Here is a 25,557-nt window from a genome sequence, read left to right as displayed (position 1 = left end):
GGCTGAAACATGACAATCTTTGCTGCAATATGGTCGCATGCCTTAAAATTCGTTTTTTACTATCCCTTATTCATGTCGTATTTATGGATGATGGGTGCGATCATTTTCTATTGGAGAGAACGTCAGGCTCCGCCTTACGATCAACCAGCTCCATTGGAAAGTTATCCAAAAGTCGCTGTATTAGTTCCTTGTTTTAATGAAGGGGATAATGCAGAAGAAACCATTAGCCATGCATTAAAACTGGACTATCCTCATTTTGAAGTCATCGCGATTAATGATGGTAGCTCGGACAATACAGGTGAGGTACTCGACCGTTTAGCAGCACAACATGAAAAACTACGTGTTGTCCATTTGGCTCAAAACCAAGGTAAAGCCATGGGGTTGCAAGCCGGAAGCTTAATGACCGATGCCGAGTTTTTAATTGGTATTGATGGTGATGCTTTACTTGATCCACATGCAGCAAAGTGGATGATTCGTCATTTCCTTGAAAATCCAACGGTTGCAGCTGTTACTGGAAACCCGCGTATCCGTACTCGCTCAACTTTGTTAGGGCGTATTCAGGTTGGTGAGTTTTCTTCGATTGTGGGCATGATTAAACGTGCACAGCGTACCTTCGGTCGCTTGTTTACCGTGTCGGGTGTAATTACGGCTTTTCGTAAAAGTGCCGTTCACCAAGTCGATTATTGGTCACCAAATATGTTGACTGAAGATATCGATATTACTTGGAAATTACAGCGTGCAGGTTGGGATATTGAGTTTGAACCGAATGCCTTGGTTTGGATTTTAATGCCTGAAACCCTCAATGGGTTGTGGAAACAACGTTTACGTTGGGCAATGGGTGGTGCACAGGTATTAATTAAAAATATTGATGTGTTCACTAAACCAAAATTGAATTTTTTATGGCCGTTAATGTTTGAGCTTTGCTTAACTTTAGTCTGGTCATATTTAATGCTAGCGATGGCTTTGTTGTGGTTGGTACATTTTATTTTACCAGTCCCTGCATTAGCTGTTGTGAGCTCCCCATTTTTACCGTATGGTACTGGTATTTTATTGGGGGCAACCTGTCTAATTCAGTTTGCTTTAAGCAAATGGATGGATAGTCGTTATGAACCGCATCTAGGAAAAAACTATTTCTGGATGATCTGGTATCCATTGGTCTTTTGGCTAATCACTATTTCAGCAACCATTGTGGCATTTCCAAAAGTCTTACGACGTGGAGATGAGAAACGAGCACGTTGGGTGAGCCCGGATCGGGGCATTCGCTAGAATGAAATGCAAGAGTCATGAGATTTTAAAGATCGTGCTGTATTGATGTCTGGGGAAAAACCACAGCACTTCGTTAGGTAAAGAGAGAAATGAAGACAGATTCGTTGATTATTGATTTACGCCGTCAATTACCATGGCATAAACGCTATGCTTCTACAACAAGCACAGCTATGATGTGGGCGGTTTGGTTGTTGTTGTGGCGTCCGTTCGTGTTTGTATGGCTATTGGTTGAATTACAAAAAACTCATTTGGTACACCGTTTATTTAGTGCCTTTGGTGTAGGAATTGAACATGGACTTACCGCATTAATTGCTTGTGCAATTTGCTTATTGTTATGGAGCCATTTGCTACCAGAGCGCCGTGTCGGTGGCAGTGCACTTAAAGCAAAACAGACTGATGATTATGCGCGCTACTTCGATTTACCTGAACATGAAATTGAGCAGGGGCGTAGCCAAAAAATTACAGTCGTTCACCACGATGAATTAGGTAAAATCGTGAGAGTTGAATAACGATTAGCCATAAAATAAAGCCTACTTTAGTGGGCTTTATTTTTTTTAAGAATTAAGAAGTCTAAGAATACGTTGCTTAACTTGATTGATGTAAAACTCATCATGAGTGACACGGTACATCAAGATTGCCCCCTCATAATCAGCAATACTTTGTTTTGCTAAAATCTCAGCTCGATCTTGAGCAATGCAACAAGCAAAAATAGACTGAATAGCCAGTTGCCAGTCCTGAAAAATACTGCGTATTTTGGCTAAAATTTCAGGTGAGCCATATGCTGCTTCCATAGAAATAATACCTATTAAGCAACCATTCACTCCTTGTGTAAAAAAATGAATAGCACGCTCATGCATTTGTTCAAACCGTTCAATGGCTGAGAGTTCAGAATTTACCGTATTTCCAAATAAAGAATGAATTAAATATTGATGAGTACCATTTAACACTTCAAGCAAAAGCGCTTCTTTATTTGGATAATAATAATAAAAAGAAGCTTTGGTGAGGCCGCAAGCTTTTGCCAGCATGTCCATGCTCGTTCCTGCATATCCATAAGTTTTGAACTGCAAAGCGCAGTGTTTAAGCAGATCTTCTTTGGTCAGTTTTTGCGGTCTCATTTCACATTATCCAAAACATAAAGCAGTTTTATAAAAAACCATCAAAAGTGGTGCGGATTTTATTCCAGATGTGTTCAGCATCTTTTTTAAAGTAGCCTATGTGGCCAATGGTTTTCATAGCAACATCTTGAGGTTGAAGACTGACGTATGAGACTTGAGCTTGTCGATAATGCTGCATAAATGCCCGACATGAAGCGGGTAAAGCCCAATCATCATCTAGGGCAGAGACTGCATAAATTGGGGTTTTGACAGAAGCATATTGTTCAATTAAGTGTTGTTGTTCTGGATCAGCAAAAAAATACTTAGGGTTTTTACACCATTTACGCCACTGTTTATAAACATTTAAGGGTAAATCAGAACCCATATTAAATTTGCTCCAAGGCAAATAACCTGTCACGGCAACGATAGGTGGAAACACAATATTCCAGACCACTTGAACTTTAAAGCGTTCTTTCAGTGGCATATAGCCGTGCCAGCCAGCACCTGTACCAAATGTATAGCAGGCCAGTAATTTATCATGATTAGGTAGTAGACCTAGCGCATGGCCGCCATAGGAATGACCAACCATGAAAAGAGGTAATGGCTCTTTTGATAGATATTCAATTGCACCTGCTAAGTCATATTGCCCCCAATCTAAATAAGACATATTAAATCCTTTTAAAGATTTTGGACTCGATTTTCCAACGCCTCGATAGTCAAATGTGAATATCTGATAGCCAAATTGCGTCATATATTCAGCGAAGCGACGGTAAAATTCATGTGGCACACCCGTTGCTCCCGCAACGACAATATTTGCTTTAGCTGATGTCGTTGTAAAGTAACGTGTGCCCTTGAGTTGATAGCCATCTAAAGCTGGGAATTGTACAGTTTGGCTAAGCTGTTCATTGATTTGAGTTGCTGATTGCATTGCTTTTCTCTTTATTTTTCTAGCGTGATGAAATTTTATTTACCTTTAAAAACAGGTGGTCTTTTTTGTAACATGGCAAACACACCTTCTTGAACATCTTCTGTGGTGAGTAAAGGCTGAAGATGGCCCTGTAATTGACTAAATGCAGTTTCATAACCTTCATTAATGGCTTCACGGGCAGAAGCGAGAGTCGCTTTTACAGCAAGTGGTGCAGCTTGAGCAATATGTTCAGCCAGTTCTATTGCACGGTTGAGCTCCGTACCTTCTGGGCATATCTCTGTAATCAGGTTCATATCAAAGGCGGCTTTTGAATCAAAAGAGTCACCGGTGAGTAAATAGCGCATGGCTTTGGCCCAACCTGCGGCTTGAGTAAAGCGTGCTGTAGCTCCACCAAAAGGTAAGATGCCGCGCTGAACTTCCATCTGTGCAAACTGAGTATTTTCACTTGCTAAGGCAATGTCTGCATTCAGAAATAGTTCGATACCAGCGGTGTAGCAATAACCTTGTACCGCAACAATCAATGGTTTACTCAGTTTTCGTCCCACTGTACCCCAAGGGTTCACTTCTTCATCACTAAAATCAAAAACACCTGTAGCGAGCTTGGGTTGTAACTCAACTAGATCTAATCCGGCCGTAAAATGGTCGCCATGAGCAAAGATAATTGCACAACGAAGAGCATCATTATTTTCATATTCAGTAAGCGCCTGTGATAAATCTTTAATCAGGTGGCTATCAAAGGCATTACGCTTTGCTGCTCGATCTAGACCAATTAAAAAAATATGTCCACGAGTTTCACGGCTGACTTTTCCTTCTTGATTTGACATTTTTCCGATGTCCTTTGTTTATTTTTAATAAATTTTTAAACGATCGTTTAAAAAGTGTCAAATACAATTTGTTGACTATTCCGTAAATAAAAATAAAAGGAGGATTAAAATAAAACTAGGTTTTTATTATTAAGGTCAAGGTAAAGATGAGGGGGAGAATAACCTGATGAGTGCTCTCAATCAGGTTATAAAGATTATGAGGGGCGACGTGAATACATCAATAACCCTAGGCATAACAAGGTTAAACCTAAAATAAGATGTGAGCTGAGCTGCTCATGGTTGAACCATGTTCCCCAAAATGTGGCTAACACTGGGGTGATAATGGTAATAAGTAGCACAGTCGTTGGCTGTAGTATTTTGATGAGCTGATAATAAAAAATCATGGCAAGCACAGATGAAAAAACCGCGCTATAGAGCACTGCTAAAGAAATTTTCAGACTTGGAAATTCAGTTGGAAGATGTGACCAAAAGAAAGGTAACAAGCATACATAACCGACCCATGAGACAAGAGTAGCACCTGTCATTTGTGTAATGGGTGGAATATGCGCTCCGACAGATTTCACGGCAAACGTCGACAAGACATAAAACAGCATCGCGATCAGTTCTAATAGAATACCGATGCGGTTGAGCTGAAAACCTGATGAAGATAGTCCTAAAGTAAAACTCATCCCGACAAGAGCAATACCGAGTCCAAGCCATTGCCATACTGAAAAACGTTCGCGTCCTAATAAAAAGGAGCTAATCAGTCCAGATACTAACGGAGAGGTGCCGTAAATAATTGAGATAATGGCAGAGGGGACTTTATCTGCACCCATATAGCAAAATGCCATAGATCCAAATAAGCCAATGGCTCCAGCACAATAACTTAAAACAGCTTTTTTGCTAAAGATGAGCTTTAAACGAAAAAATCTTAGACACAGCAAGGCGATTGGAATCGCCAAACTGAATCGAATAAATAATCCCCATGCCCAGTGAATTTCTTGTACTGTCCAGACGGCCGCGAGTGGAGTAAGTGACCAAATAATGACGACAGCAATAAATTGGCCGGCTGTAGCAAGGCGAGTCGGAGATGACGATAATGCTACAACCGGCTGAATCTGCGGGGTGGATATACTCTGTTGTTCAAATAATGGCTTCATATAAAGCTCCAGAAAGTTTGGTTTTTGTGTTTTAAAAGGACATAAAAAAAGCCGCGTTTTATGGCGGCTTGTGATGAAAATCAGAGGATATATTACAAATTAAATATCTCGATTTTCGTATCTAAAGCGCCAAATTGTCCAAAATAAGGACGTCGCCAATTGACCACATAGAACTTAATCTCTGGGGCGTATGATTGACGCGCTAGACAACAATGGGCTTTAGATAAAAACATGATAAGTATATTAAAATATAGATGATATTTTTATAACATATAAATGGAAAAGTACAAATTAGATTCAAGCATGAGACATGGTTTTTTTGATTACTTTAAATTAGTAGTTTGCTTAGCTTCATATTTTTCCCATAATACCTCGTCAAATTGATCTCAATAAGCAGCTTATGTCACCTCTAGAAATCTTTGCGGTCTTAATTAGTCTCATTGGAGTTGGATTAACCGTCATCCGTAATATGTGGTGTTGGCTGTTTAATTTCTTTGCCTTTGTTTTATATGCCTATTTGTTTTACGAATTTAAATTATATGGCGAAACAATTTTGCAGTTCTTTTTTATGGTCGTAAATTTTTATGGCTTTTACTATTGGTTCAAAGGGAAGCAGCAAGATCACGACATTCGAATTGAACCTATTGCAGTTCAAACCGCTATCATCCAAATGATTATTGCTGCGGTAGGTGGTTTAGTGTTTGGTCTAGTTCTTAAAAACTTTACCGATGCAGCAGTACCGATGCTCGACTCACAGCTTGCAGCCTTTAGTTTACTTGCAACGTATTGGACCAGCCGAAAGCATATTGCGACTTGGGTGCTTTGGGTATTTGTCGATATTATTTATGTGGGCATGTTTATCTATAAAGATTTATTTTTAACAGCTGCGTTATATGCAGCATTTGTTCTGATGGCCGCTTATGGTTGGTATCAATGGGAAAAAGTTAAAAAGAAACAGCTTTTAGCCTCTAACCAGCTTTAATTTGGAGAGTGATCATGTTGTTGAGCTTAGATGTCTATAAACAACAACAGTTTGATCTGATTGCTGCAAAAATAATGGCAGAGCCAAAACAGTATTGTGAATTTAGTTCAGTATCGGATTTTTATAATGCCGCGTGGCTCAAAGATTTCCCACAAGGCAGCCAGATTTCTGCCACTGGCTTAGATGACGGTGCTGAAGAGTTTTATGCAGTTGTTCAATTTAAACAGCAGTATTTAAAATTTGATATTAAAGAAAGTCTTTCGGCACTGATTTTTCAAGATATGAATGGGAAAGTATCTAAGCGTAATTTTTAATTTAAGAAATAAAATCACAAAAAAAGCGACTTAACGTCGCTTTTTTTTAATAAATAAATTTGGAAATTTTATTTGCTGTTTCAACGACTAGGCTTGCGATATCTTCTTTAAATGTTCTTTCATCGTAAGTAGTAATTGGACAACTCACAGAGATAACAGCAACCATTTTCCCGTTTGACTGTTTAAAAATAGGTGCCGCACAGGCTGCCATATCATGATTGTAATGACCCCAGCTCACCATGGTTTTTTGGGTTTTTACATAGACTAATCTTTGTAATAGGGTTTTTAAATTGGTTGGAGTCAGTTCAGAAAAACTATCCCAATCATCAAAGTTACGGTAACGCTGACGTACTTCAGTTTCAGGTAAATCAGATAATAACATTTGACCAATGACAGTTGCATGAGCAGGCCAGCGAGTCCCTAAGCTAATGTTGCTCGTGAAGGTTCCCATCGACTGAATGTTATTTACAAAAACAATGTGCGTGCCTTCTAAAATTGAAAGGTGTACCGCAAGTTTGGTTTGGTCACGTAGTTCTTTCATTAATGGTGTCGATAAATCGAGTAATGAAAGTTTAGATAAACTGTTAAAACCAAGCTCCATGACTTTAGAATCGAGAGCATAAGTTTTTTGAGATGCTTTTCTTAAATAGCCACAAGATTCGAGTGTATAGATCAGACGAAATGCACTAGAACGGTTCACTTCTAAAATTTCAGCAATTTCTGTAATGGTCATTTCTTGCGCTTGTTGGTTAAATGCTTGCAAGATAGCTAAACCCCGTACAAGTCCGGGTACTAAATAACGATCATCATTTTTTGTTGTTTCTGATTCTTGCGAATCTTCTTCAATTGCTATGCTCATTCGTGTCATTTTCCTATAAATAAAACATGATTCAATTTGGGGCATGCTGCTTTATTTTATAACTATTGTAATTGTTAAAAATGCATAAAACAATTTTTATATTCAAAACTTTGTTTCTTGTTTGAAACGTAACAAAATATTTAAAATTAATTAAGCTAATGAATTTTATATTTATTTTTACTTTGACAAAAAATGATCAAGGGGATTATGCTTAGCTTGTGTTTTGAAAATCAAATTATGTTTTGTATATAAAACAAAATGAGGACGCAAGGTATGAGTTGGATCTCAGTTTGTCAGCAGGGTGACGTTAGCGAAGATGAGCCGAAAGCCATCGAAATTGAAGGGAAAAAAATAGGCGTATTTTTCGTCGATGAAAATTACTTTGCTATCGAAAATGTTTGCCCTCATGCGTATGCCTTATTAACCGAAGGATTTATCGAAGATCAGACTGTTGAATGTCCATTGCACGAAGCAATTTTTGACATTCAGACAGGTGAGCTAAAAAGTGGACCCGGGTGTAGAAACCTATGTACTTACCCAGTTCGTGTTGAAGGACATGATATTCAAATTCAACTCTAGTCCTCACATGTACAAGGAAGCAGAACAATGAAGACATTTAATGAAAAGTTGGCAAGCTGGATTCATGCAACGCCGGCAACCGAAGCAGGTATCAACAATATTCAAATTCCTGGTCAATCTGAATTGTTGGTTTGGCAAACACGTTATAAAGAACCAACGCTCTATGAACAAGATTTTGTAAAGAACTTGATTCAGGCATTTTCTGCGGGCGCAAAAGAGTTAGATGACGTTGTTTCTGCACTTAATCAACAGGGTTTCCGCTGTGAATCTGGTGATGAATGGACTTCTGCAAGCTTTACAGAAGAAATGCAACGTTTAGGTTATTGATTCAAGGAAGAATAAAATGAACGCAATCGTATCAACTTCACAAAGCGCTGAAGAATATTTAGAACTTGGTTTACGTGACCAATGGCATCCGGTTTTAGCAAGTTGGGAAGTCGCTGCTAATCCAGTTGGAATTACTCGTTTAGGCGAGAACATTGTGGTTTGGCGTGATGCTGAAGGACAGGTTCATGCACTTGAAGACCGCTGTCCGCATCGCGGTGCACGTCTTTCACTCGGTTGGAATTTGGGTGACCGAGTGGCTTGCTGGTATCACGGTGTTGAAGTTCGTGCTGATGGTGTGGTTGCCGATGTGCCAGCCGTTCATGAATGTCCAATGACCGGAACTAAATGTTTAAAGAACTACCCAGTAATTGAGCAACATGGCGCAATCTTCATCTGGTTTGGTATTGATGCAAATGAACAGCCAAAACCGCTTGAGTTCCCAGAGCAACTTGCAAGTGAAGAATGGAGTGCGTTCCTTTGCCAAGCAGACTGGAAAGTAAACCATCAATACGCAATTGATAACGTGATGGACCCAATGCATGGTAGTTATTTACATGCGACATCGCACTCGATGGCAGATGGTGATCGTACCGCAGAGATGAAACACCGCACGACCGATAATGGCTTTGTTTTTGAAAAAGAAGGTCAATTAGGTGTGAACTTCGACTGGGTTGAATATGGTTCAACAGGTGCGAGTTGGTTACGACTTTCAATTCCATACCGTAAACAATTTGGCCCAGGTGGTGAGTTCTGGATTGTGGGCTATGCAACGCCAATTGACGCTAACAATACTCGCGTATTTTTCTGGCGCTGCCGTAAGGTAAGTGGCTGGCAACGTAATGTATGGCGTTTCTTATATCGCAATCATTTAGAACAGTTGCATTGGGATGTATTGGAACAAGACCGAATTATTTTAGAAAACCTTGCACCACATGCGCGTGAAAAAGAGTTCCTCTATCAACACGATGTTGGTCTTGCACGTTTACGCCGTTTAATGAAAAAAGAAGCTGAAAAGCAATTAAAGAAAATTGCTGCGCTAAATGCATCAAATCGTATCGAGATGCAGGAAGAAGCTCATGGCTAATGTAGCGTTGTTGCAAGGCAAAAAAGTTTTAGTGACTGGTGCTGCACGTGGTTTAGGTCGAGATTTTGCTCAAGCCATTGCCGAGGCCGGTGCTGAAGTTGTGATGGCAGATATTTTGTCTGACTTGGTGCAACAAGAAGCACAAGCTTTACAGAAACAAGGGCTAAACGTTCATGCTGTCACCGTTGACCTTGCTAATGCAGACTCTATTGAAAATGCGGTTGCAAAAAGCGTTGAAGTATTAAAAGGACTAGATGGCCTTGTGAATTGCGCGGCACTGGCGACCAATGTCGGTGGAAAAAATATGATTGATTACGATCCTGAACTTTGGGATCGGGTCATGAATATTAATGTGAAAGGTACATGGCTAATCAGTAAGGCATGCGTTCCCCATCTAAAGCAATCGGCGGCTGGCAAAATTATTAATGTTGCTTCTGATACAGCACTTTGGGGTGCACCGAACCTAATGGCTTATGTGGCAAGTAAAGGTGCAATTGTTGCCATGACGCGTTCAATGGCAAGAGAGTTGGGGCAGTCCAATATCTGTGTCAATACATTGTCTCCGGGCCTTACTCTGGTTGAAGCAACCGAGTATGTGCCTCAAGAACGTCACGATTTATATGTGAACGGAAGAGCGATTCAACGTCAGCAACTTCCACAAGATTTAAATGGAACAGCATTGTATCTACTGTCGGATTTGTCCTCTTTTGTGACAGGTCAAAATATTCCGGTCAATGGCGGTTTTGTCTTTAACTAAGGAGTAGTCAAATGATTACAGGGATCGAGATTTTAAAGTTTGGAGTTGAAGATAGAGCCGCTTCAAACAAGTTTTTGGCAGATTTTGGTTTAAGTCAAAGTAGTTCAGATATTGAAGGCACAGATTTATACCAAACCCAAAATGGCAGCAAAATTTATCTATTTAATTGTGATGATGATCGTTTGCCAGTTGCCATTGAGCAAGGTTCAACTTTACGTGAAGTGACTTGGGGTGTTGATAGTCCTCAAGACCTTGAAGACTTGGCAGCTCGTTTGGCTGATGTAGAAGGTTTTAAACGTTCAGAAAATACAGTTCAGTGTCTTGACCCAAATGGCATGACCATTCGTTTTGAACAAAGTTTTGTAAAAGAAGTACCAGAACTTAAAACGGAAGGTATTAACCAATACGGCAACATTCAACGTGTGAATGCAGCAAGTCCTGTCTATGAAAAAGGTCAGCCTGTTGCGATTGGACACGTGGTGTTCTTTACACCAGATTTGGCAACAACTGAAAACTTCTATATTGAAAAAGTAGGCTTTCATTTATCTGATGCCTATAAAAATCGCGGTGCATTCTTACGTTGTCGCGGTAAAGGTTATCACCATGATTTGTTCTTGCTCAGTGTTCCAAATAAACCTGCTGGCTTAAATCATGTTGCGTTTGTAGTACGTGATATTCACGAGGTGATTGGGGGCGGTTTAAATATGAATCGTTCGGAATGGTCAACCTTTATTGGGCCGGGACGTCACCCAATTTCTTCTGCTTATTTCTGGTACGTCAACTCACCATTGGGTGGTGCATTTGAATATTACACCAACGATGACTATTTGACAGAAGAATGGCAGCCACGTGTGGAAGAACATCGTCTAGAGCTTTTCACCGAATGGGCGATTGAAGGTGGTCTTGATGACACAACTCGCCGTCAGGTGAAGCCTGTTTAACAGGTATGGCTTTACAAGGAAGATGGCTATGGAAAAGATCGTAATTGTAGGTGCCGGACAGGCAGCGGGTTGGGCAGTAAGCACACTACGCCAAAACGGTTATGTGGGCGAAATTCACGTGGTTTCAAATGAAGATCAAGTGTTTTATGAGCGTCCGCCACTGTCTAAGCAAGTACTTTCAAAAGAAGCAACTTATGAAAGTTTGAATCTGTTCTCTCCTGAACAAGTTCAAGAGTTCAAGGTTCAATGGCATAAACCGGAAATTGCGACAAAAGTTGACCGTGAGCAAAAACAGGTTCATTTAGAAAGTGGCCAGGTTTTGCCGTATGACAAATTGTTGATTGCAACTGGAAGCCGTGCACGTGTACCAGTCAATACATGGCAGTTCATTCCAAATGTTGTGACCTTACGCAATGTGCAAGACTGTGAATGTTTGGCTGAAATTTTAAAGAATGCAAAAAATGTCGCTGTGATCGGCGGTGGCTGGATTGGTTTAGAAATTGCTGCAACTGCACGTAAGCAAGGTAAAGAGGTACATGTTTTTGAATATGGCGACCGTTTATGTGCAAGAAGTGTGAGTCCGGAAGTTTCTGCATTTTTAAAAAATATGCATGAAACACAAGGCACAAAAATTCATTTAGGCAGCAAAAGCCTTCATTTGGTTGAAGCACCAGATCGCAAAGTTGAAGTGGTAAATCATCCTCAACATAGCCAGTTATTTGACTGTGTTGTGGTAGGTGCTGGTGCTGAAATTGCCAAAGAGTTAGGTGTGCACGCTGGTCTCGATGTGAAAGATGGCATTGTGGTGAATTGTTTTGGGCAAACCTCAGATCAAAACATTTATGCCGCAGGTGATGTCGCGATTCATCCGGGCTTGGGATATTGCATTCAGTCTTGGGCAAATGCACAAAATCAGGCGATTGCAGCAGCAAAATCAATGCTCGGAATTGATACTGAATATACAGATATTCCATGGCTCTGGTCTGATCAGTACCACTTCAATATTCAGATTTTAGGTACGTATCAACCAGATAGAACCAAAGAAGTAGTGATTCGCCAAGGTGGTGAGGATCAGGTGAGTTATTTATATCTCGACCATGAAAATCGTTTGCTGAATATGATTGCCATTAATGATTCAAAGCTGATCAAACTGGCAAAACGTTGGATGCAAGCCAACACCATTTTAGATCCAAAACTATTAGTAGATGCCGAATTTAATGTCATGAAGTTAAAACCGTAAGCATTAAATCTGGTTCTCATTACCAAATCGAAGGAATGACGCATGAGTAATGAAGAAAAAAGTGGATTGAAGCATTGGGTGCCTGCTTTTGTCCTTATGGTGTGTGTGGTACTGGCATTTTTCGACAAGATTAGTATTGCGGTTTTATTTTCAGATCCTCATTTTCAAAGTGCAATGGGAATTGCTGAAGATAAGGCCAAGCTCGGATGGCTCATGACAAGTTTCTTGCTTGCTTATGGTTTTTCATCAGTCTTTCTAAGCTTCTTGGGTGACATTTTTAACCCAAAGAAAATGCTGTTCTGGAGCGTGACCTCTTGGGGTTTACTCATGTTTTGCATGGGCTTCACCACCAGTTATTCAGGCATGTTGATTTTACGTGTATTACTTGGTTTAGCAGAAGGTCCGTTATTTGCCTTGGCATACACCATTGTTAAGCAGACTTACACAGATCATCAGCAAGCACGTGCTTCTACCATGTTCTTACTTGGAACACCGATTGGTGCATTTCTTGGGTTCCCAATCACTGCAAATGTTTTAGCGCACCATGACTGGCACACCACGTTTTTTGTGATGGCGGGTTTAACGCTCATTGCCATTTTCAGCATTGTTTTTGGTTTACGTAACTTACAGCTCAAGAAAACTGTCGAAATTGATGGTGAGAGTAAACGTACCAATTTCAAAGGTCACATTGCCAATACTAAATTGCTCTTAAGTAACAGCGCATTCTGGTTGGTGTGTCTCTTTAACATTGCGTTGATGACGTATTTGTGGGGCTTAAACAGCTGGGTTCCTTCTTACTTAATGCAAGACAAAGGATTCAATCTCAAAGAGTTTGGGATGTATTCAAGCTTTCCGTTCATTGCCATGTTAATTGGCGAAATTATCGGTGCGTTTTTATCTGACAAGTTAGGCCGCCGTGCAATTCAAGTATTTAGCGGTTTATTACTCGCGGGCATCTTCATGTATGTGATGGTCATTATGACTGAGCCACTATTGATTATTGCTGCCATGTCTTTAAGTGCTATGGCGTGGGGCTTTGGAGTAGCGGCGGTATTTGCTCTGCTTGCAAGAGTGACGACCTCAAATGTAGGGGCGACTGCGGGTGGAATATTTAACGGTTTAGGTAATTTTGCAAGTGCAATTGCGCCTGTTCTTATCGGTTACATCGTGATGCAAACACATAGTTTTAATTTAGGAATTACCTTCTTGGCTGCTGTCGCTGTCATTGGATCGTTGTTCTTAGTTCCTCTTTTAAAACGTTATTAATTCACTGTATAGGAGTTTAAAAAATGACTACACAACAATTCGAATCGTGGGCACAACCAGAAAATGCTTCTTTAGAAGATTGGTTAAACACGCGTATTGCTCGCTTTGAGACACGTAAATATGACTTTGAGGCTTTGAAGTTCCAAGCTGATTACGACCCGAAATATCGCCGTGCACAAATGCGTTACATGGGTACCGGTGCAACAGGTGTTGCAAATGACGGTAACACCGTTCCAGCAGAAAACTTCACGTTTTCAACCATGGTTCTGCCACCACAGTGTGAAGGTCCTTTGCACATTCATCACGATGTTGAAGAAGTGTTCTTTATGCTTCGCGGCGAAATTGATTTGTTCATTGAGCACAACGGCGAAAAATTTGAGACTCGTTTAAAAGAGCGTGACCTGATTTCAATTCCACCGGGAATTTACCGTGGTTTGTTTAACCCAGGTCAAGAAGATGCCTTGATGTGTGTGATGTTAGGAACAGGTAAACCAACCATTCCGAACTATCCACCAGAGCATCCATTGTCTCAAATCAAACGTTAATTGTTTGATGAAGTGAATAAAAGGAAAGAATTGAAAATGATGACACTCATTGAAAAGTTAGCAGAATTTCCGGTGAAAACCGTCACTGTTCAAGGCCAGCAGCAAGCCTATCGGGAAGCCGGTCAGGGCGAGTACCTTGTGCTGCTGCACGGCATTAGTTCAGGTTCTGCTTCATGGGTGAACCAACTTGAAGTGTTGTCTCATCATTTTCATGTCATTGCCTGGGACGCGCCGGGCTATGGCAAATCAGATGAACTTTTAACTGATCAACCCGATGCTACTGATTATGCAAAGCGTTTGGTTGAATTGTTCGATGTTTTAAAAATTGAAAAAGCAATTGTGGTTGGACACTCATTAGGTGCCTTACAGGCGAGTGCATTCGCTGCACTTTACCCAGAGCGAGTGGAACACTTGGTTGTCGCTAACTTAGCGCAAGGTTACCAGCGCCACGATGAACAAACACAAATTCAGGTTTTTGAAAAAAGACCAAAAATGTTGAAAGAACTTGGTGCTAAAGGCATGGCCGAAAGCCGTGGACCTCATTTGATTTATAAACAAGAGCCACAAGCCTTAGCCTTAGTTTCAGAGGTGATGCAACAGTTGACCCTACAGGGTTTCACACATGCATCGTACTTACTGGCATATGACGAAATACGTAATTATTTAACCCATTTAAAAGTCCCATGCACAGTGATTGCAGGGCAGCAAGATCAAATCACTCCTGCGTTAGGTATACAAGAGCTTGCTCAGGAATTGCAGTTGGAACAGCGCTTCATCATAGAAGATGCAGGACATTTAAGTTATGTCGACCAACCGCAAGCATTTAACCAAATTATGTTGACGATTCAGGAACAATCGTAAGAGAGATTAAGGATTATGAGCTTCCAAGTTGAAGGAAAAGTTGCAGTTGTTACCGGTGGCTCATCTGGGATTGGGCTGGCTGCTGTTGAAATACTGGTTGCAGAGGGTGCAAAAGTTGCTTGGTGTGGTCGCGATGAAGAACGTTTAAATGCTTCTAAGCACTATATTTTAGAAAAATTTCCACATGCCAATATTTTTACCAAAGCATGCAATGTATTGAAAAAAGAAGAAGTTCAGCAATTTGCTAAAGACGTCAAACTCAATTTGGGCAATGTGGACATGCTCATTAACAATGCTGGGCAAGGCCGTGTTTCAAATTTTGAAAACACACAAGATGAAGACTGGATGAAAGAAATTGAGCTGAAATATTTCAGTGTTTTACATCCGGTAAGAGCTTTTCTTGACGACTTAAAACAGTCGGCAAATGCGTCTATTACCAATGTGAACTCATTACTGGCATTGCAACCTGAACCGCACATGATTGCGACTTCATCTGCACGCGCTGCACTGTTGAACTTAACCCATTCTTTGGCACATGAGTTTACTCAATATGGTGTTCGCGTGAACTCGATTTTACTCGGTATGGTTGAATCTGCGCAGTGGAAACGCCGTTATGAAACCCGTTCAGATTTAAATCTGTCATGGGAGGAGTGGACAGGCAATATCGCAAAAAATCGCGGTATTCCTATGCAGCGTTTAGGCCGCCCAGAAGAGCCAGCACGTGCTTTAGTTTTCTTGGCATCACCATTGGCATCTTACACCACAGGTTCGGCAATAGATGTCTCAGGTGGTTTTAACAAACATTTATAAATATCAGGTGCTGTCATGAAAAAGTTGATGATGATTGGTTTTGGCGCAATGGCAGCAGAAGTATATGCCCATTTGCCTCAAGATCTGCAACTCAAATGGATTGTCGTACCATCTCGCAGCATTGAAAAAGTGCAGTCACAAGTGTCTTCCGAGATTCAGGTGATTTCCGATATTGAGCAATGTGATGGTGAGCCAGACTATGTCATTGAGGTGGCAGGTCAAGCAGCAGTGAAAGAACATGCTCAAAAAGTTTTAGCGAAAGGCTGGACCATTGGTCTGATTTCGGTGGGTACTTTGGCTGATAACGAGTTTTTAATTCAGCTTAAACAAACTGCTGAAAAAAATGATGCCCATCTGCATTTACTGGCAGGGGCTATCGCAGGTATTGACGGTATTTCTGCGGCCAAAGAAGGTGGTTTGCAAAAGGTCACTTACAAAGGCTGTAAAAGTCCAAAAAGCTGGAAGGGTAGTTATGCAGAGCAATTGGTCGATTTAGACCATGTTGCTGAACCTACGGTCTTCTTCACAGGAACTGCGCGTGAAGCTGCCATGAAATTTCCAGCCAATGCCAACGTTGCAGCAACGATTGCACTTGCAGGGCTTGGAATGGATGAAACCATGGTTGAGTTAACGGTTGATCCAACTATCAACAAAAACAAACACACCATTGTGGCAGAAGGTGGCTTTGGGCAAATGACCATTGAACTGGTGGGCGTGCCGTTACCAAGTAACCCAAAAACATCAACTTTGGCTGCGCTTAGCGTGATTCGTGCTTGTCGCAACAGTGTAGAAGCAATACAGATTTAAGAAGGATTTGATCATGGCGAAGGAAATTTATATTGCAGGTGAATGGCGATTAGGCCGTGGTGCAGTCATTCAAAGCCTGTTTCCGGCAGATCAGTCGGTTAACGCTGAGCTTTCAACAGCAACGCTTGATGATGTAAATGAAGCAATTGAAAAAGCGGATCAGGCTTGGCGTGAACCAAGTTGGAGAAACAGCTTGCCGCATGAGCGCGCACGTATTCTCTACAAAGTTGCAGACATTATTGAAGCGCGTGTAGATGAATTAGCGAAATTACAAACACGCGATAATGGTAAGCCTTTAACTGAAACTCGTGGCTTGGTGATGAGCGCGGCGGCAACTGCACGTTATGTTGCTGCGGCATGTGAAACATTGAACGATGAGCTCACCACTCAACGTGCTCCAGACTTTATGACCATGAGTGTGCATGAACCAGTGGGCGTTGTGGCAGCCATTACCCCTTGGAACTCTCCAATTGCGAGTGAAGTTCAAAAGCTTGCTCCAGCTTTGGCAGCAGGAAATGCCGTGGTGTTAAAACCAGCAGAAGCAACTTCACTGATTGCTTTAGAGCTTGCCAAAATTTTTGAAGAAGCAGGTTTACCAAAAGGCTTACTCAGTGTGTTGGTTGGCCGTGGTTCTATCATTGGTGATGCCATTGCTCAACACCCATTGGTTCGTAAAATTTCTTTTACAGGTGGAACAACCACGGGGCGTCATTTGGCACATATTGCTGCAGACAAACTGATTACCACTTCGCTTGAGTTAGGTGGAAAGTCACCAACCATCGTTTTGCCAGATGCAGACGTTGAACTGGCTGCTAAAGGTGTCGCGTACGGCATTTTTAGCTCGGCAGGCCAAGCGTGTATCGCAGGTTCTCGCTTGTTTATTCATAGCAGCCTTTACGATCAGTTTTTAACGCGTTTGGTTGAAATTACCAAAGGCTTACGTGTGGGCCATCCAGAACAGGCGGGTGTGCATTTAGGGCCATTGGTCAATGACAAACATTTGCAGTCCGTCGACCGCTATGTGCAGCTTGCTAAAAGCGAAGGTGGTCAAGTTCTGATTGGTGGTGAAGCACTTACAACTGGTGACTATGTCAAAGGAAGTTATTACTTACCTACCATTATCACGGGCTTAAATAACAGTGCTCAAACCTGTCAGGAAGAAATTTTTGGCCCCGTTTTAGTCGTTATGAAATATGACAACGAGCAAGATTTAATTGCCCAAGCCAATGACAGCTGTTTTGGTCTTGCCGCAGGCATTTGGACTGAAAGCTACCGTAAAGCTTGGCGTATTGCACGTGCGTTAGAAGTAGGAACGGTATGGATTAATACCTATAAAAAGTTCTCGATTAGTGCGCCGTTTGGTGGCTTTAAAGACAGTGGGATTGGGCGCGAAAAAGGCCGTTTGGGCATTTTATCGTACATGCAACAAAAGAGTATTTATATGGGGCTGAATGAACAGCCTAACCCTTGGTGCGATTAATAAATTCAAGGATTGAAAAAACAAATTTTGAGGAACAGACATGACTGAACGTGTAAATGTAGGCGAAGCAATCGCAAGAGTTTTAGAAGCGCACCAAGTTGATAGTATTTATGGTGTTATTTCCATCCACAATTTACCTATTGCCGATGCAGTAGGACGCCGTGAAAAAATGCGTTTTGTTGCAGCCCGTGGTGAAGCGGGTGCGGTCACCATGGCAGATGCACACTCACGCTTTAAAGGCCTAGGTGTAGCGTTAACCAGTACAGGCGCTGGTGCAGGTAATGCGGTAGGTTCATTGATAGAAGCAATGAATGCTGGTAGTCCTGTATTGCACCTAACAGGTCAAGTTGAGCGTGAATATCTCGACCGTGATGCAAGCTTCATCCATGAAACCAAAGACCAACTTACATTCTTGCGCGCATCAAGCAAAGCGGCGTTCCGTATTACCAGTCCAGACAATGCTATTGGTGTGATTCGTGAAGCCATCCGTGTAGCAACCACAGTTCCAATGGGACCGGTAAGTGTTGAGTTACCCATTGATGTACAAGCAGCAGAAATTGATTTGCCACTTAATCTTGGGCCAGTGAAAGCACTTGAGTTGCCACAGGCAGAACAAGCTGAAATTGATCTTCTTGTAAGCGAAATCAAAAAAGCAAAACGTCCGATTTTCTGGATTGGTGGTGGAACTTTAAATAGCGTTGCCGAAGTTAAAGCCATTGCAGATTTAGGTATTCCGGTGGTGTCGTCTACGCACGGCCGCGGTGTGTTAGCAGATGATCATCCACGTAGTTTAGGTGCTTTCCATAACTCGGCGGCGGTTGAGCAGTTATTAAAAGATGCTGACTTAATGGTTGTGGTGGGGTCTCGTTTACGTAGTAATGAAACTAAAACCTATTCGGTTGAATTCCCTGAAAACATTATTCAGGTCGATGCAAACCCAGTCGCACAGCAACGTAATTACAAAATCCGTAACTTCATTTGTGGTGATGCCAAAGATGTCTTAACACGTGTTTTAGAACAGCTTCAAGGCACTTCAAAAGTTGATGCCGATTACGATGCTGCTGTAGTGGCAGCAAAACAGGCTGCAATTGATGCACTTCGTAAGCAAATCGACCAATACGCTTTAATTTGTGATCACTTGCGTGCAGCTTTACCGCAAGATGGCATTTTTGTACGAGACATCACCATGTCGGGCAGTACATGGGGCAGTCGTTTATTCCCAGTACAAGCGCCAAACCAAAACATCCACTCACTTGCGGGTGCAATTGGTTTAGGTCTTGCAACTGCAATCGGTGCTTCGGTTGCTAACCCTGACAAAAAAGTGATTGGTTTAGTCGGTGATGGCGGCTTAATGCTTGGCATTGGTGAGATTGCAACCATGGTGCAAGAAAACACCAACATGGTCTTAATGATTATGAATGACGGTGGTTATGGAGTAATGCGTGGCATTCAAAATAACTACTTTGGTGGTCGTCAGTATTTCAATGAATTGCATACACCTGACTACAAACTTCTTGGCGAATCAATGGGTGTGAAGAGCTGGAAAGTTGGTAGCGCAGATGAGTTTAAAACGGTTATTCAAGAGGCTATAGCTTTTGAAGGGCCAACTGTAATCGAGCTCGATATGAATTCGATTGGACCATTAAACTTCGCTGGTCCACCGCAAAAGAAACTGTATTAACCAGTTTGGATGGTTTAGTACATATGCGATGGGAGCTGCTAAGCCATCCTTTTTTTAGATAAATTTTTTTGTCTAAAAAACAATAAAAACGAAGTTTTACAGGTAAAACAAATAAAGTTCCAGCAGGATGCTGGAACTCAATCAAGGATGTAGAGATGAAAAAGACTTCATTGATCATGGCATTCATTGCACCGTTTACGCTGGGGGTAAGCGTCAATGCATTTGCAAAAGACTCATTGCTTGAATGGAAAAGTGATGACGGCACCGACTCATTAAAGTTAGGTGGGGTGGTTCGGTTAAATCAACGCTATGAAGATTGGGAAGGGCCAAACCGTGGTTTTGGTAAGCTCCATTTTGATATTTTCAGGGTAGATCTCAAAGGAAAGTTTGATGATGCCTATATCAATGCCAGTTATATGTTTCAAGACCAGCAAAAAACGTCCATTGAAAAAGCATATGTTGGATATAACCTAGATGCCAATAACAGCATTGAAGCGGGTCTGGTCTATAAACCTTTCACGATTTATCCATACCCACAAAATGGCTGGACCTATCACATTCCATTCTTTTTAGGTTATGGCAACAATATTGCACCGGGGATTAACTGGAATTATCACGACAAAGACTGGGATTTAAAACTCGGTTATTACCCGCAAATGTTAGAGACGAATTTGCGTTATTCACCTGAAAGTGCAACTTATGATGACTTGGCTGGAAATGCATTTCCATCTCAAAAAGCCTATCAAAATGAAAAACGCAATCAGGTGAATACCCGCATTGTTCGCAAGTTAGAAACTGATTTCGGTAAGCAAGAGTTCGGTGTATCGGGTGCAATTGCTCAGTTGCATAATGATATTACCGATAAAGACGGCAAATATTATGCAGTCGGTTTGCACACTGAAAACAACTACAAACGCTTTAACTTACAAAGTTCGGTCATTCACTATCAGTACGATGCTAAAAATCCGGATGGTGTAAATAGTGATATGACTTTGATGGGAGCGAATGGCCTTACGCCTGCTTATTTCATTGCTTCAGAAGGTACGATTGCCAGTTTAAACCTTGCTTATACGTTGCCTGTCACGAATATGGGTAAGCTAAAATCCATTAAGTTTTATAATGACTATAGTTACCTCGATAAAAAACGTGATGATTGGTCCGACTCGCAAATGAACACCACAGGTATGATGTTTATTGCTTCACCATTTATGGTCTGGGCAGATTATACGTGGGGCAAAAACTCTAACATTATTGGTGGGGCGACCAATTCAACAGGTTATACCTCTGCAACCTCGCCAAACAGTGATAAATGGCTATACCGGATTAACTTTAATATTGGGTTTACTTTCTAAAGCGAATAGCATAAAAAACCACGCAATCGGCGTGGTTTTTTATTTAATAATTTAAAGCATTTAATATCTCTTTTTTTCAAACTTATTCCAAAACACAAAGGCAGTCACAAAGGCCAAAATGGTCAGCGCGAAAATATAATACATCGCACCAATATCACTATATTGACTGAGCCAATGCACTAAAGGCAGGGTCATACCACCAACAATTGCATACGATAAATTATAAGAAAATGAAATGCCCGAGAAACGTACAGGCGCGGGGAACATTTTGACCATACTGCTCGACACCATGCCGACAGTACCTGAGCATAGACCCAACAACATATATAAACCAAAAATGGTTGAATGTGCGGAATGACCCAAACTGTTATAAAAAACTGCTGCTGTAAGTGCAACGGCAAGCGCACCGACCATCATGACTTTGCCACAGCCAAAACGGTCAGCAAAATAGCCAGCCAAGATACAGCCGACCATTTGCATAACAATTGCTGCACTTTGCATTTCAAAAGTCTGCGCGCGCTCAAAGCCAAATGAACCAATCAATAAATTTGGCATGGCTAAAATCACCACCACCACACAGCCGGTTAAAAACCACGTAAATAACATGCCAATCGCAACGGCTGTTTTATGTGTTTTTAACACTTGCTTCACAGGCATTTCTTTTGAAATTTCTTTACGTGCCTGCATGGCTTTAAACACAGGAGTTTCTTTTAAATAATTCCGTAAATAAAGTGCGACTAGACCAAAAATACCACCTGCAATGAAAGGAATACGCCATGCCCAGTCGTGGATTTGCCCTTCACTAAAATTCAGTGAAATCCATAAAGACATCAGCGCGCCTAGTAAAATTCCTAGAGACAGTCCGGCAGTGAGTAAACCATTTGCCAGTCCGATTTTTCTTTCGGGTACATGTTCTGACACAAAGGTCCATGCGGCTGGAATTTCACCCCCAATGGCAATTCCTTGTACTACACGCATAAGCAATAAAAGTAGGGGTGCCAAATACCCAATATTTTCAAAGGTCGGCAAAATCCCGATAAACAGAGTAGGCAGCGCCATTAGCAAAATAGAAAGTGAAAATAGTTTTTTACGCCCGACCAGATCACCAAAATGGGCCATGACAACCCCGCCTAAGGGCCTAAAAAAGTAACCTGCTGCGAAAATGCCGTAAGTGTTCAGCATGGCCCAAAATGGACTGAGTGTGCTGGGGAAAAACAGGTCGGAAATGATTTTGGCGTAAAACACATAAATCACGAAGTCGTAAAACTCTAAAGCACCGCCCAATGAAGAAAGGGCAAGGGTTCGTTTATCTTCTTTATTAAGATAGTTCGCATCCTGCAAAGTTAAGTCCTGATCCATTTTTTACTTAATTGTTGTAATTGAAGTTTGGATATTAATGGAAAAGTGAAGTAAAAGTAAATGGAGGAAATTTGTTCTATGAAGAGGTGTAGATTTTCATCACTCAAATAAAAAAGCTTTAAAACAAAAAACGCATTAGATGAAACAAAAACAGATGTAGGAATGACTTTTCTTTTGAGCCATTCAGCGACACAATAAAACTCGTCATAGCCAGTTTAATGAGAGATTCAAAGGATGAGCGTAGTTTTACCAGTCGCGAAGCGTGGTGAAGATATTTTGAAATTGATTGCGGCTCCTGTCTCGGCAAATGAATTAAATAGTGACTGGCTTTATCAGCTTGCTGCTGCTATGCAAGCAACCATGCTTGAGCGTAATGGAGTAGGGATTGCCGCACCGCAAGTTTATATTTCTAAACGCGTCATTATTGTGGCATCTCGACCAAACCCACGCTATCCCGATGCACCTGAAATGGATGCTGTGGTGATGGTGAATCCTGAAATTTTAGAGTTCTCAAATGAAACGCTTTTGGGTGAAGAAGGTTGCTTAAGTGTGCCAGATGAGCGTGGACAAGTTGAACGTGCAGAAATGGTTAAGGTGAAATATTTAACACTTCAGGGTGAAGCCGTTGAAACGGTTTTCCATGGTTTTCCGGCTCGAATTGTTCAACATGAAGTCGATCATTTAAATGGAGTTCTATTTGTGGAAAGAATAATCTAATCCTCAATTTAAAGTTTTTAAAAACGTATAATGAGCTTGAAATAAATAAGCCATCGGAATTACAATACTTATATCGTGATTTTTATTTCACTAAAAAATTATAATTTTAATATTATCAGCAGGTTGTGCTGAAAAAATGATCGAAAGTGTAAATCTCCTCATTTAAGGTTACTGACCATGAAAACCCCTCTCCCAGATTATTTGGCAAATGTGATAGAAGCCTGTGAGGTAGATAATAGCGGACATCTAGCTGACTATATTCCAGAGTTAGCAAATGCAAATCCAGATCGATTAGCTTTGGCCATGTCTACGGTAGATGGCGAAATTTATTCGATTGGAGATGATGATGTTGAATTCACCATTCAATCAATTTCTAAACCGTTCGTATATGCCTATGTTTTACAACAGCTTGGCATTGATGCAGTACTTGCGAAAGTAGGGGTAGAGCCTTCGGGAGAAGCCTTCAATGAAATTTCATTGGGTAAAGACGGACGTCCGAAAAACCCGATGATTAACTCTGGCGCAATTACTGTGCATTCCTTGATTCAGGTCAAGCATGGTTTACATAGTGCAGAAATTCTACGCCGTTTTATGAGCGAGCTTGCAGGGCGTGAACTAAGTTTTGATGAGTCTGTCTATGATTCGGAAGTCAAAACTGCTTACCGTAATCTTTCGATCGGTTATATGTTGCGAACTGTCGGAATTTTAGAGACTGACCCTGTCGATATTGTGAATGGTTACATTCGTCAATGTGCGATCATGGTTACAGTTAAAGACTTGGTACGTATGGGCAGTGTACTTGCCAATGGTGGGGTTGACCCTAAAACTGGAAAGCGTTTGTTAAACCGATCTGTGGTTAGACAAGTGCTCAGTGTCATGATGAGCTGTGGCATGTATGATGCCGCGGGTGACTGGTTGTCGACTGTAGGTATTCCTGCTAAGAGTGGTGTAGCAGGCGGTATTTTAGGTGTGCTGCCGGGTCAGGTCAGTATTGCTGCTTTTTCTCCTCGTTTAGATGAGCATGGTCATAGTATTCGAGGCATCGATATTTTAGAACGGTTATCTCGTGACATGGGATTACACCTCATGGAAGGTACACCTTCTGCACAAACGATTGTACAAAGTCATTACCGCACAGGAAAAGATGCTTCATTAAGTGTATATGTGCTTCGCGGTGTATTGAAATTTACTGAAGCTGAAATGTTGTTGCGCATTTTACAAGACGAGACAACTGACCAAAGCACAATCGTCATTGATTTAACCCAGATTTCACTTATCCACGATGTGGGTAAACGTATGTTCTTAGAAGGCGTTGATCGTCTGATTGATGATGGCCATACGCTTGTTTTAGTGGATCCTGAACAACGATTAGATCATGCGAGAACTGGTAAAGATCGTGAGCTTCATGTCTACCACGATTTTGATGATTTGCTCGAAAAGCATGACCTACCTGCAAAAAAAAAGACTTATAGCGACATCGCAGAACTTCTAAACTGCTGAGGTGTTTTTCCTAAATGTCGCTTAAACATCGCACTGAACGCGCTGGGGTTGTTATACCCCAGTGATTCAGAAATTCGAGCAATAGATTCTCCATTCGCAATTTTACTTAAGGCAAGTGCAATGTGCATTTGCTGGACCCATGCCCGATAAGACAGTCCAGTTTCTTTTTGGAACATACGCATGAGGGTTCTAGAACTCGCACCAATCTCATCAGCCCAATCTGTTAAGTCTTTTGAATGGTCAGGAGTATGTAATAACTCTTGGCAAATTTTTAATAGTCGTTTGTCTTTCGGCCAAGGAATCTGAATAGGCAATAAATTAGCCCGATGGATTTCTTCAAAAATCAAAATTTGTAAAGAGCGAGAAAGTTCTTGAGACGTCGCCGTATTTGGTGTGTCTTCTCGTTCAATTTCATTTAAACGAATCAAAAGCTCATGCAACAGGTTGCTTACCCGAATAATAAAGCAATGCTGACCCATTAGAGCGGCTGCATTTACTTCAACCAACGCCGTATTTAACTTCACGTGACTTAGTGAAATCACACTGTGTTCGACATGAGCAGGAATCCATAGGGCACACATCGGCGGCACAATCCAGACATTGTTCGGTGTAAACACCTGAATGTTTCCTGTGGATGCATATAAAAACTGCGCACGTGTATGTGTGTGGGTAGGGGTGATTTCTCGGTAAGAATGCTCAGAAGATAGCCCAATCACAAGTTCAGACAAATCAGACTGAATAAGAGAATCGGACATAAACTATCCTAAAAATTGTCACTTATACAATGATTATTGGAAGATAACTTTATAAGCGACAATTTACAATAAGCATCTTACTTAGAATAT

The 25,557-nt window shown here is 41.2% G+C and carries 27 protein-coding genes; 20 read left to right on the top strand and 7 right to left on the bottom strand.

Features of this window, described 5'->3' with window-relative positions; all coding sequences use genetic code 11:
• The first annotated feature begins 9 nt into the window (after positions 1 to 9).
• Positions 10 to 1,266, top strand: coding sequence for a poly-beta-1,6-N-acetyl-D-glucosamine synthase (gene pgaC, locus K6I41_RS14550; protein ID WP_250374670.1), 1,257 nt, complete (start codon positions 10 to 12; stop codon positions 1,264 to 1,266).
• A gap of 89 nt (positions 1,267 to 1,355) precedes the next feature.
• On the top strand, positions 1,356 to 1,775 hold the full coding sequence (pgaD, locus tag K6I41_RS14545) for a poly-beta-1,6-N-acetyl-D-glucosamine biosynthesis protein PgaD (RefSeq protein WP_005303256.1): 420 nt from the start codon (positions 1,356 to 1,358) through the stop codon (positions 1,773 to 1,775).
• Positions 1,776 to 1,820: 45 nt separating this feature from the next.
• On the opposite strand, the gene K6I41_RS14540 is transcribed toward pgaD, so the two are convergent.
• The 4 genes from K6I41_RS14540 to K6I41_RS14525 form a co-directional block, all read right to left on the bottom strand.
• On the bottom strand, positions 1,821 to 2,381 hold the full coding sequence (locus tag K6I41_RS14540) for a TetR/AcrR family transcriptional regulator (RefSeq protein WP_250374669.1): 561 nt from the start codon (positions 2,379 to 2,381) through the stop codon (positions 1,821 to 1,823).
• Between the two features lie 28 nt (positions 2,382 to 2,409).
• Complete coding sequence (locus tag K6I41_RS14535; protein ID WP_005303261.1) at positions 2,410 to 3,288, bottom strand: alpha/beta hydrolase family protein; 879 nt, start codon at positions 3,286 to 3,288, stop codon at positions 2,410 to 2,412.
• 35 nt (positions 3,289 to 3,323) lie between these two features.
• Positions 3,324 to 4,112, bottom strand: coding sequence for a crotonase/enoyl-CoA hydratase family protein (locus tag K6I41_RS14530; RefSeq protein ID WP_250374668.1), 789 nt, complete (start codon positions 4,110 to 4,112; stop codon positions 3,324 to 3,326).
• 194 nt (positions 4,113 to 4,306) lie between these two features.
• Complete coding sequence (locus tag K6I41_RS14525; protein WP_250374667.1) at positions 4,307 to 5,251, bottom strand: DMT family transporter; 945 nt, start codon at positions 5,249 to 5,251, stop codon at positions 4,307 to 4,309.
• 400 nt (positions 5,252 to 5,651) lie between these two features.
• Here K6I41_RS14525 and pnuC point away from each other — a divergent pair, with 400 nt between their 5' ends.
• Both pnuC and K6I41_RS14515 read left to right on the top strand, forming a co-directional pair.
• Positions 5,652 to 6,233 (top strand): nicotinamide riboside transporter PnuC, encoded by a 582-nt coding sequence (gene pnuC / locus K6I41_RS14520; RefSeq protein ID WP_250374666.1) that lies wholly within the window; start codon positions 5,652 to 5,654, stop codon positions 6,231 to 6,233.
• A 14-nt stretch (positions 6,234 to 6,247) separates the two neighbouring features.
• The gene (locus K6I41_RS14515) at positions 6,248 to 6,547 is read left to right on the top strand and encodes a hypothetical protein (protein ID WP_250374665.1); all 300 of its coding nucleotides are present in this window, start codon (positions 6,248 to 6,250) and stop codon (positions 6,545 to 6,547) included.
• 46 nt (positions 6,548 to 6,593) lie between these two features.
• Here the strand turns inward: K6I41_RS14515 and K6I41_RS14510 are convergent, their stop codons facing one another.
• Positions 6,594 to 7,406 (bottom strand): IclR family transcriptional regulator, encoded by an 813-nt coding sequence (locus tag K6I41_RS14510; protein ID WP_005303269.1) that lies wholly within the window; start codon positions 7,404 to 7,406, stop codon positions 6,594 to 6,596.
• 273 nt (positions 7,407 to 7,679) lie between these two features.
• Here K6I41_RS14510 and K6I41_RS14505 point away from each other — a divergent pair, with 273 nt between their 5' ends.
• From K6I41_RS14505 to K6I41_RS14440, 14 genes are all read left to right on the top strand, one after another.
• Positions 7,680 to 7,985 carry a non-heme iron oxygenase ferredoxin subunit gene (locus K6I41_RS14505; RefSeq protein WP_192836545.1) on the top strand — a complete coding sequence of 102 codons (306 nt, stop codon included), beginning with the start codon at positions 7,680 to 7,682 and terminating at the stop codon, positions 7,983 to 7,985.
• A 27-nt stretch (positions 7,986 to 8,012) separates the two neighbouring features.
• Positions 8,013 to 8,312 (top strand): recombinase-like helix-turn-helix domain-containing protein, encoded by a 300-nt coding sequence (locus K6I41_RS14500; protein ID WP_250374664.1) that lies wholly within the window; start codon positions 8,013 to 8,015, stop codon positions 8,310 to 8,312.
• 16 nt (positions 8,313 to 8,328) lie between these two features.
• A complete protein-coding gene (locus tag K6I41_RS14495; RefSeq protein ID WP_250374663.1) occupies positions 8,329 to 9,396 on the top strand; it encodes a Rieske 2Fe-2S domain-containing protein in 1,068 nt (355 codons plus the stop codon).
• On the top strand, positions 9,389 to 10,153 hold the full coding sequence (locus K6I41_RS14490) for an SDR family oxidoreductase (RefSeq protein ID WP_192836544.1): 765 nt from the start codon (positions 9,389 to 9,391) through the stop codon (positions 10,151 to 10,153). Before K6I41_RS14495 ends, K6I41_RS14490 begins: the two co-directional genes overlap by 8 nt.
• An 11-nt stretch (positions 10,154 to 10,164) precedes the next feature.
• Complete coding sequence (locus K6I41_RS14485) at positions 10,165 to 11,094, top strand: VOC family protein (RefSeq protein WP_250374662.1); 930 nt, start codon at positions 10,165 to 10,167, stop codon at positions 11,092 to 11,094.
• Positions 11,095 to 11,122: 28 nt separating this feature from the next.
• A complete protein-coding gene (locus K6I41_RS14480) occupies positions 11,123 to 12,334 on the top strand; it encodes an NAD(P)/FAD-dependent oxidoreductase (RefSeq protein ID WP_250374661.1) in 1,212 nt (403 codons plus the stop codon).
• Between the two features lie 42 nt (positions 12,335 to 12,376).
• Entirely contained in the window at positions 12,377 to 13,600 is a 1,224-nt protein-coding gene (locus tag K6I41_RS14475; RefSeq protein WP_144733237.1) for an MFS transporter, read from the top strand.
• 23 nt (positions 13,601 to 13,623) lie between these two features.
• Positions 13,624 to 14,145 carry a cupin domain-containing protein gene (locus K6I41_RS14470; protein WP_013198649.1) on the top strand — a complete coding sequence of 174 codons (522 nt, stop codon included), beginning with the start codon at positions 13,624 to 13,626 and terminating at the stop codon, positions 14,143 to 14,145.
• A gap of 36 nt (positions 14,146 to 14,181) precedes the next feature.
• Positions 14,182 to 15,006: an alpha/beta fold hydrolase gene (locus K6I41_RS14465; RefSeq protein ID WP_013198648.1), complete on the top strand. Its 825-nt coding sequence runs from the start codon at positions 14,182 to 14,184 to the stop codon at positions 15,004 to 15,006.
• A 15-nt stretch (positions 15,007 to 15,021) separates the two neighbouring features.
• Positions 15,022 to 15,816 carry an SDR family oxidoreductase gene (locus K6I41_RS14460; RefSeq protein ID WP_004703156.1) on the top strand — a complete coding sequence of 265 codons (795 nt, stop codon included), beginning with the start codon at positions 15,022 to 15,024 and terminating at the stop codon, positions 15,814 to 15,816.
• A 15-nt stretch (positions 15,817 to 15,831) separates the two neighbouring features.
• On the top strand, positions 15,832 to 16,623 hold the full coding sequence (locus tag K6I41_RS14455) for an aspartate dehydrogenase (protein WP_240288322.1): 792 nt from the start codon (positions 15,832 to 15,834) through the stop codon (positions 16,621 to 16,623).
• 13 nt (positions 16,624 to 16,636) lie between these two features.
• Positions 16,637 to 18,103, top strand: a complete 1,467-nt coding sequence (locus K6I41_RS14450; protein WP_250374660.1) for an aldehyde dehydrogenase — start codon at positions 16,637 to 16,639, stop codon at positions 18,101 to 18,103.
• Between the two features lie 40 nt (positions 18,104 to 18,143).
• Positions 18,144 to 19,784: a thiamine pyrophosphate-binding protein gene (locus tag K6I41_RS14445; protein ID WP_192455525.1), complete on the top strand. Its 1,641-nt coding sequence runs from the start codon at positions 18,144 to 18,146 to the stop codon at positions 19,782 to 19,784.
• A 155-nt stretch (positions 19,785 to 19,939) separates the two neighbouring features.
• On the top strand, positions 19,940 to 21,136 hold the full coding sequence (locus K6I41_RS14440) for a putative porin (protein WP_216070919.1): 1,197 nt from the start codon (positions 19,940 to 19,942) through the stop codon (positions 21,134 to 21,136).
• 60 nt (positions 21,137 to 21,196) lie between these two features.
• On the opposite strand, the gene K6I41_RS14435 is transcribed toward K6I41_RS14440, so the two are convergent.
• Positions 21,197 to 22,495, bottom strand: coding sequence for an MFS transporter (locus K6I41_RS14435; protein WP_250374659.1), 1,299 nt, complete (start codon positions 22,493 to 22,495; stop codon positions 21,197 to 21,199).
• A 234-nt stretch (positions 22,496 to 22,729) separates the two neighbouring features.
• Here K6I41_RS14435 and def point away from each other — a divergent pair, with 234 nt between their 5' ends.
• Both def and K6I41_RS14425 read left to right on the top strand, forming a co-directional pair.
• Complete coding sequence (def, locus tag K6I41_RS14430; RefSeq protein ID WP_004703146.1) at positions 22,730 to 23,212, top strand: peptide deformylase; 483 nt, start codon at positions 22,730 to 22,732, stop codon at positions 23,210 to 23,212.
• A gap of 177 nt (positions 23,213 to 23,389) precedes the next feature.
• Complete coding sequence (locus tag K6I41_RS14425; RefSeq protein WP_004703144.1) at positions 23,390 to 24,712, top strand: glutaminase; 1,323 nt, start codon at positions 23,390 to 23,392, stop codon at positions 24,710 to 24,712.
• On the opposite strand, the gene K6I41_RS14420 is transcribed toward K6I41_RS14425, so the two are convergent.
• A complete protein-coding gene (locus tag K6I41_RS14420) occupies positions 24,679 to 25,467 on the bottom strand; it encodes an AraC family transcriptional regulator (RefSeq protein WP_049837673.1) in 789 nt (262 codons plus the stop codon). The genes K6I41_RS14425 and K6I41_RS14420 overlap by 34 nt on opposite strands.
• Positions 25,468 to 25,557: the final 90 nt, after the last annotated feature.

Source organism: Acinetobacter sp. AS23, assembly GCF_023612055.1.
Taxonomy (GTDB): domain Bacteria; phylum Pseudomonadota; class Gammaproteobacteria; order Pseudomonadales; family Moraxellaceae; genus Acinetobacter; species Acinetobacter oleivorans.
Note: the sequence above shows the minus strand (reverse complement) of the source record. Positions and strands in the feature narration are given on the sequence as shown.